The sequence below is a fragment of the Rhodanobacter geophilus genome (genome assembly GCF_040812275.1).
GTDB lineage: Bacteria > Pseudomonadota > Gammaproteobacteria > Xanthomonadales > Rhodanobacteraceae > Rhodanobacter_A > Rhodanobacter_A geophilus.
Genome location: NZ_JBFOHL010000003.1, coordinates 320,917 through 327,245 on the forward strand (window position 1 = coordinate 320,917; position 6,329 = coordinate 327,245).

6 protein-coding genes are annotated in these 6,329 nt (G+C 65.8%); 4 read left to right on the plus strand and 2 right to left on the minus strand.

The genetic code is table 11. The features are described 5' to 3' along the window. The first annotated feature begins 5 nt into the window (after positions 1 to 5). Positions 6 to 1,136, plus strand: coding sequence for a glycosyltransferase family 9 protein (locus ABQJ56_RS05620; protein ID WP_367844003.1), 1,131 nt, complete (start codon positions 6 to 8; stop codon positions 1,134 to 1,136). Between the two features lie 294 nt (positions 1,137 to 1,430). Here ABQJ56_RS05620 and ABQJ56_RS05625 read toward each other — a convergent pair whose 3' ends face one another. Further along, a complete protein-coding gene (locus ABQJ56_RS05625) occupies positions 1,431 to 2,312 on the minus strand; it encodes an arginase family protein (RefSeq protein WP_367844004.1) in 882 nt (293 codons plus the stop codon). Continuing rightward, positions 2,305 to 3,375, minus strand: a complete 1,071-nt coding sequence (locus ABQJ56_RS05630; RefSeq protein WP_367844005.1) for a GNAT family N-acetyltransferase — start codon at positions 3,373 to 3,375, stop codon at positions 2,305 to 2,307. The genes ABQJ56_RS05625 and ABQJ56_RS05630 overlap by 8 nt, the downstream gene beginning before the upstream one ends. Before the next feature lie 95 nt (positions 3,376 to 3,470). On the opposite strand from ABQJ56_RS05630, the gene ABQJ56_RS05635 reads away from it, so the two are divergent. The 3 genes from ABQJ56_RS05635 (at position 3,471) to ABQJ56_RS05645 (ending at position 6,209) form a co-directional block, all read left to right on the plus strand. Beyond that, on the plus strand, positions 3,471 to 3,743 hold the full coding sequence (locus ABQJ56_RS05635; RefSeq protein ID WP_367844006.1) for an acyl carrier protein: 273 nt from the start codon (positions 3,471 to 3,473) through the stop codon (positions 3,741 to 3,743). Continuing rightward, positions 3,743 to 4,975 (plus strand): beta-ketoacyl-[acyl-carrier-protein] synthase family protein, encoded by a 1,233-nt coding sequence (locus ABQJ56_RS05640; RefSeq protein WP_367844007.1) that lies wholly within the window; start codon positions 3,743 to 3,745, stop codon positions 4,973 to 4,975. Before ABQJ56_RS05635 ends, ABQJ56_RS05640 begins: the two co-directional genes overlap by 1 nt. Positions 4,976 to 5,603: 628 nt before the next feature. Further along, entirely contained in the window at positions 5,604 to 6,209 is a 606-nt protein-coding gene (locus ABQJ56_RS05645) for a hypothetical protein (RefSeq protein WP_367844008.1), read from the plus strand. Positions 6,210 to 6,329 lie beyond the last annotated feature (120 nt).

The window sequence follows — 6,329 nt, forward strand, 5'->3', positions numbered from 1 at the left end:
CAACCATGCCGAATCCGGCATCGCATCCGCCCATGCGGGACGCGCTGTCACCGCCGAACGCACCAACGCGACGCACACACCGCTTGCGCCGCCGCCTCGTGGCCTGCTGTTTTCGCCGCCTGCTGAGATCCACCGATGAGCAACTGTGCGAACCGGACCAACTGCCAGTGCGCGGCATCCATCGCGTGCTCGTCTGCCGGCCCAATCACCGGCTCGGCAACACCTTGCTGATCAGCCCGCTGTTGGCTGAAATCGAAACCTTGTACCCTGGCGCCGAAATCGATCTGGTCAGTGCCGGCTGCGCCGCCAGGAACCTGTTCACGCGTCGCTTCCAGGTTCGCACGGTGTACAGCCTGCCCCGCAAGATCGCGCGGCACCTGTGGGCGACGATCGACCTGCTCCGGCAGGTGCGCAGCGACACCTATGATCTGGCGATCGATGCCTGCAACGACTCGCAATCGGGGCGATTGCTGCTGGCCATCGCCAAGGCCCGCTTCAAGTTGGGGTATCCGGGCGAGCAGTCGGGCAGGAAGTCGGCCTGGCGCGATTTCCCGTGTCCGGTGCATCTGGCCCACCGTGGCGTGTTCCTGCTGCGCACGGCCTATGCGGGAAAGACGGAGCAGGCGTGGCCGCCGCTGAACCTGCGACTCTCGGACGATGAAAAGATGCAGGCCCGGGAGGCCTTGAAAGCCGTCCTTGGCGGGCCCGGGCGGTCGCCAGGAAAGCAGCCCGTGATCGGCATGTTTGCCAACGCCACCGGCACCAAGCGTTACCCCACGGACTGGTGGAAGCAATTCATCGACTGCCTGCAGACCTTGCGCCCGGACATCTGCATCGTCGATCTGGTCGCAGAGCACGGGCAGAGCCAGCTGGGCAACCACTTCGCCTCCTATTACACGCGAGACCTCCGCCGTCTCGCAGCGGTGATCGCGAACATGGACGGCTTCATCAGTGCCGACTGCGGCGTGATGCACCTGGCCGTCGCCAGCGGCACGCCGACCCTTGGCCTGTTCTCGACCACCTGCTCGGGCAAGTACGGCCCCTATGGAACCAACCACACGGCCGTCGACACACGCCCCCTGGGCGCCGCGGATGTCGCCACGATTGCGGCGGACTGGCTCGCATTGAGGTGTTGACCCTCTTGCCGCCCGATCCGGCATGACCCGGCGGCCATTCGGCAAACCTCGAACCGCACGATGTGGCGGCGCAGATTACCGCGCCCCGTGCCGCCGTTGCAGCGGCGGGCCTTTCGCGGCCGCAGCCTGGGCATCTGGCATGCCGGCGACATCGCCGCGGAAGCCGGATGCGGTGCCGCGGGCGGTGGCGTCAAGCCCTGAGATCGCACGGAGCAACCGACCGGGCCGCGCCCGAGAGGACATCGGTCGACTTCGCCCGAGACGGATCGCCCACGGCATGGCGAGTCCGTGGAATCAGCCGGATCGTGCGGCGATCGCCTCCAGCAACTCGAGATTCAGCGCGTGTTGTTGTGCCTGCCAGCCGGCGAGTTGCGCGGGATCGATCTCGGGCTGCTCGTCCATCGCGGAGAGCTTGCGCTTCCACCAGGCCTTGTAGTGGTAGTGCGAAACCTCGCCATTGATGTCGCTGCCAGCCAGCCCCTGCCGCAGGCTGCCGATCAGCGCCAGCGCGTGTTCGAGCTGCAGGCGGCCCTGGTCCCAGTTGGTGCGCGCCACCTCGGGCGCGAACGCGTCCTTGTCGATGGTGAGGTAGGTCGGCAACGACTGCGTGCGCTGTCCTTCGACGAAGGCATCGACCAATGCATCGGGACGATCGAAGCCGCGGAACGCGCGCGAGATTCCCAACCGGCGCGACCAGTCGGTATCCACGCCCATGCTCCAGTACGTGAGCCTGCCGCGCAGCAACGGGGCGAGGTAGTTCTCCCACGCATGACCTGCGCCGATGTCGGCCGAGGTGATGCCCAGCACATGGACATGCTCGACGAAGGGCAGCGCGGCCACGCGGCGCACCCAGGAACCGCAGTGCACGCCGAACGGGAAGCGCATGTTGTCGGGATGGTTGTCCAGCACCACCACCTGAATCGGCGTGACGGGCTTGAGCCGCGCGATCAGCGGCCAGCTGAGGTGGTGGAAATCGCCCGAGCCGGTGAACACGGTGCCGTAGTGCCCAGGCAACTGTTCGTCCAGCAGCGTGCGGAAGCGACGCATGGTGGCCAGCGAGCAGCCGAAGCGGACCGCTTCCTGCCATTCGGCCAGCGGCAGCACGAGGCCGTCTGGCAGCGGCCCCACCGAGCTGTCGATGTCGAGCACCACGGGACGCTGTGCAAGCTCATTCATTGCCCTTCCCCGCTTGGTCCTGCCAGCTGCGGTCGCTCTCGAAATGCCCGCCCAGCTTGCGCAGCAATGCGCGCAGCAGCGGATTGCGCGCGTACACCGCATGCCGGGTGAAGGTGAAGCTGGCGCCGAGGAAGGACTTCACCTCGGGATCGGTCCAGCCGGCCACGTAATGGCTCAGACCGCGTTCGCGCGCGTAACCCAGGTTGTGCATCCAGCTCACGAAATACAGGTTGTGCTCGCGCGCCTCGGGGTAGGCGAAGCCGATGTACTTGTCGATCAGCTTGCCGTCGTGCTCGTAGCAGAGGTTCCAGCCGATCATCTTCCCTTCGTGGCGGTAGACGAACACCACGCCGCCGCTCGTGGCATCCCGCAGCACGCGGCGGAAGAAATCCGGGCTCAAGCGGTCGAAATGGATCTCGCTCTGTGCATACACGTTGTCGAACAGCGCGTAGTACGCGGCCAGCGTGGCCTCGTCATGGAAGCGCACGTCGCCAGTGCGCACGACCTCGATGTCGAGGTTCGCGCGCGAACGCAGCTTGCGGCGGATGTTCTTCCGACGGCTGTAGCCGAGCCGGGCCAGATACTCGTCGTCCGAACCGAAATCGATGGCCACGAAGGCCAGCGCCTGCCCTTCCAGCAGCACGAAGCCTTGCGCTTCGCAGGACGCGGCGAAGGCGCGCGCGTGGGCGTTTCCGGCGTCGCCCAGCAGCGGCGAGTCCTGCGCGATGTCCTTCACGATCAGCAGCCGGCACTCGCGCCCCCAGGCGTCCTTCAGCCCCTGCGCCAGGACCGCGGGCGCCACCTCCGCGGGCAGCGGCGCGTACTCGGACACCGTGGTGCCGGCGAAGCGTGTACGCCAGACGAGCAGGCGCCGCCAGTAGCGCGCAAGCGGCAACGCGGCCACGCGACGGCGCAGCGTGTCGTCGGCCGTGGTCAGCAGGTCGAACGGTGCCACGAAGCCCGGCATGCCCTGCGGCGAGCGCGCCACCGTGAAGCCGATTGGCGGTTCGTCCATGAACGCCGCCAGCAGGGCGTCCGGTTCCAGTTGCGAAATGAAAGGCATGAGTAAGCGAGTTTGCCTAGACTGTACGGGTCAGGACTGTGACCGGCACACCTTGCGCCGGCCTTCCATTGTCGCCCGCCACCAAGGACCCCGTCATGACCGGAACGACCCAGCAGCAAGTGTTCGAGATCATCGCCAAGCAGGCCAAGGTCGACGTGGCGAACGTCAAGCCCGAATCCACACTGAAGGACCTGGGCATCGCCTCGCTGGAGGCGATCGAGCTGATCTTCGACATCGAGGAGCACTTCGACATCCACTTCCCCGAGCAGCAGGGCGCGAACTTCGACAGCGACACCGCGCAGAGTCTGGTCGACGCCGTGCAGAAGGCGCTGGACGAGAAGGCCGCCGAAGGCGAAGGCAGCAAGTAATGCCCACCATCGAGACGCGCCGGGTGGTGATCACCGGCATGGGTGCGGTCAGCCCGCTGGGCGTGGGTGCCCGTGCGCTGTGGCAAGGCCTGCGCGAGGGACGCAGCGCGATCGGTCCGCTGCGCCACCGCGAGAGCGACACGCTGCGCGTGAAGATCGCCGCCCAGGTACCGGAAAGCTTCGACCCGGCCACCGGCATCGACGAGCGCACCCTGCCCCTGCTCGACCGCACCTCGGAATTCGCCCTGCACGCGGCACGCGAGGCGATCGCGCATTCCGGCATCGACTTCGCCCGCGACGGCCTCGGCCAGCGCACCGCCGTGGTGGTGGGCACCGGCGTGGGCGGCGAGACCACCCAGGACGAGCAGAGCCGCCGCATCTACGCGGGGAAGGCCACCCGCACCCATCCGCTCACCATCGTGCGGCTGATGACGAACGCCTCCGCCAGCCAGATCAGCATCGCCTACGGCCTGCGCGGCCCCACCTACGCGGTGGCCAGCGCCTGCGCCTCGGCCAACCACGCGATCATCCAGGCGGCGCAGATGATCCGCTACGGCATGACCGACGTGGCGGTCACCGGAGGCACCGAAGCCTGCCTCAGCTTCGGGGCATTGCGTGCCTGGGAAGCGATGCGCGTGCTCTCCGACGACACCTGCCGTCCGTTCAGCGTCAACCGGCGCGGGCTGGTGCTGGGCGAAGGCGCCGGCATCTTCGTGCTGGAATCGCTGGAGCACGCGCGGGCGCGCGGCGCCACCATCCTCGCCGAACTCGCCGGCACCGGCATGAGCGCCGACGCCAGCGACATCGTGATGCCCAGCGCCGAAGGCGCCGCCAGCGCGATGCGCCAGGCGCTGGCGGAAGCCGGACTCAACCCGGAGGACGTGGACTACATCAACGCCCACGGCACCGGCACCCAGGCCAACGACGTCACCGAGACCCGCGCGATCCGCCTCGCCTTCGGCGCCCACGCCGACAGGCTGGCAGTGACCTCCACCAAGTCCATGCACGGCCACGCGCTGGGCGCCTCCGGCGCGCTGGAGCTGGTGGCCGCGATCGGCGCGCTGCGCGACAACGTGGTGCCCCCCACCGCGAACCTGGACAAGGCCGATCCGGCCTGCGACCTCGACTACGTGCCGAACGTGGCGCGCGAGATGCCGGTGCGGGCGGTGCTCAGCAATTCGTTCGCGTTCGGGGGATTGAACGCCGTGCTGGCGTTGAAGCGAGCCCCGTAGCGTAGCTTCGCTCCCCTCTCCCGCTTGCGGGAGAGGGGTTGGGGGAGAGGGCGCTCTTCAATTCATCGCAAGCGACAAAGCGGTTTCGTGCGCCTGCCGGCGCCCGAGCTACTTTTCTCTTGCGTGGCCAAGAGAAAAGTAGCCAAAAGAGAAGGCCACCCCGCGGCGGCGCTTTCCGTCCATCCCTGGCCGGAAAGTCCGTGAGCCGTGGCCGGGCTTTTCGGCCGGGCTCCTGCCCGGTCGAAAAGGCATCGCCCTCCTTGGCGATGCCCGCTGCGCGGCCTGATCGTCCACGCCTCACCGCCGCCGAGGGGCCCCGAAGAGCAGGCGCGCATCCCGCGCGCCAGAAGCAAAGCGCAAAAGCGCCACACCTATCGACACGAGGGGTATATCCGAACCTCCAAGCCAATAAGACATAACACCTCGTTTCGCACCACATGCAAGACACCGCACTCCATGGGCCACTGTCGCGACAGCCGCGCACACCCTTGTTACAGCGCGGAATTCCCCGCTTGACGGCAGGAAAGTGATGACGGAGCATCGCCACCCATCCCCCAACCCGGGGACCGCTCAGCATTAAATATCACCCGAAAGGAGTCGTGCCCTGCAATTCATCGAAAGCAGCGTCATGGGCTTACGCGCTGCTTGCTATCGCTTATGCAGCGAAAAACACCCAGCCGTATTTCTCCTCTTTCCGATGATCCACATCGGAACTTCGGAATACTACCGAGATATTTGCTCACGCCTTTCCGAATGCGATGTAGTGCTCTTTGAAGGAGTCGATTCTTTTCGGACCCGACTCCTCACGACATCCTACCGCTGGGTCACCAAACGCTCTCGCGTCAACCTTGAAACTCAGCCCCAAGGCTTGAAGCTGGCCAATCTTCCTTTACGCCTCGTACATGCGGACGTTACAGAAGGAGAGTTTGAGCAGCACTGGCGAAAGATCCCAATAACACAGCGCGCCGCTCTCATGTGCCTCTCTCCGATATACGGATTTTGGCTCTACCTCACTGCAAGTCGAGAATCGCTTGGCAAGCATCTGGACCTGGAGGACCTGCCCAGTCGAGACGACACTTTCCGTCAAGGACGAAAATCCGACATCGAGCAGGCCTTTCTGAGTTCAAGAGATCGAAAGCTGCTGTCATGCATCAAAGAAACGATGCGCGAAGCAGATGCACCCCAAACGATTGGGGTAGTGCATGGCGCCGCGCATATCCAACCAGCGCTTTGAACCGCCCCGGTTTTCGTGGAGGCTGTTTGGTTTAAGTCAGGCCTCCACGGTGGCTGCCTGACTGGCGAGTTGCCGGTAGTAGTTTGCCTCGGCCTCTGCCGGTGGGATATAGCCGATCGA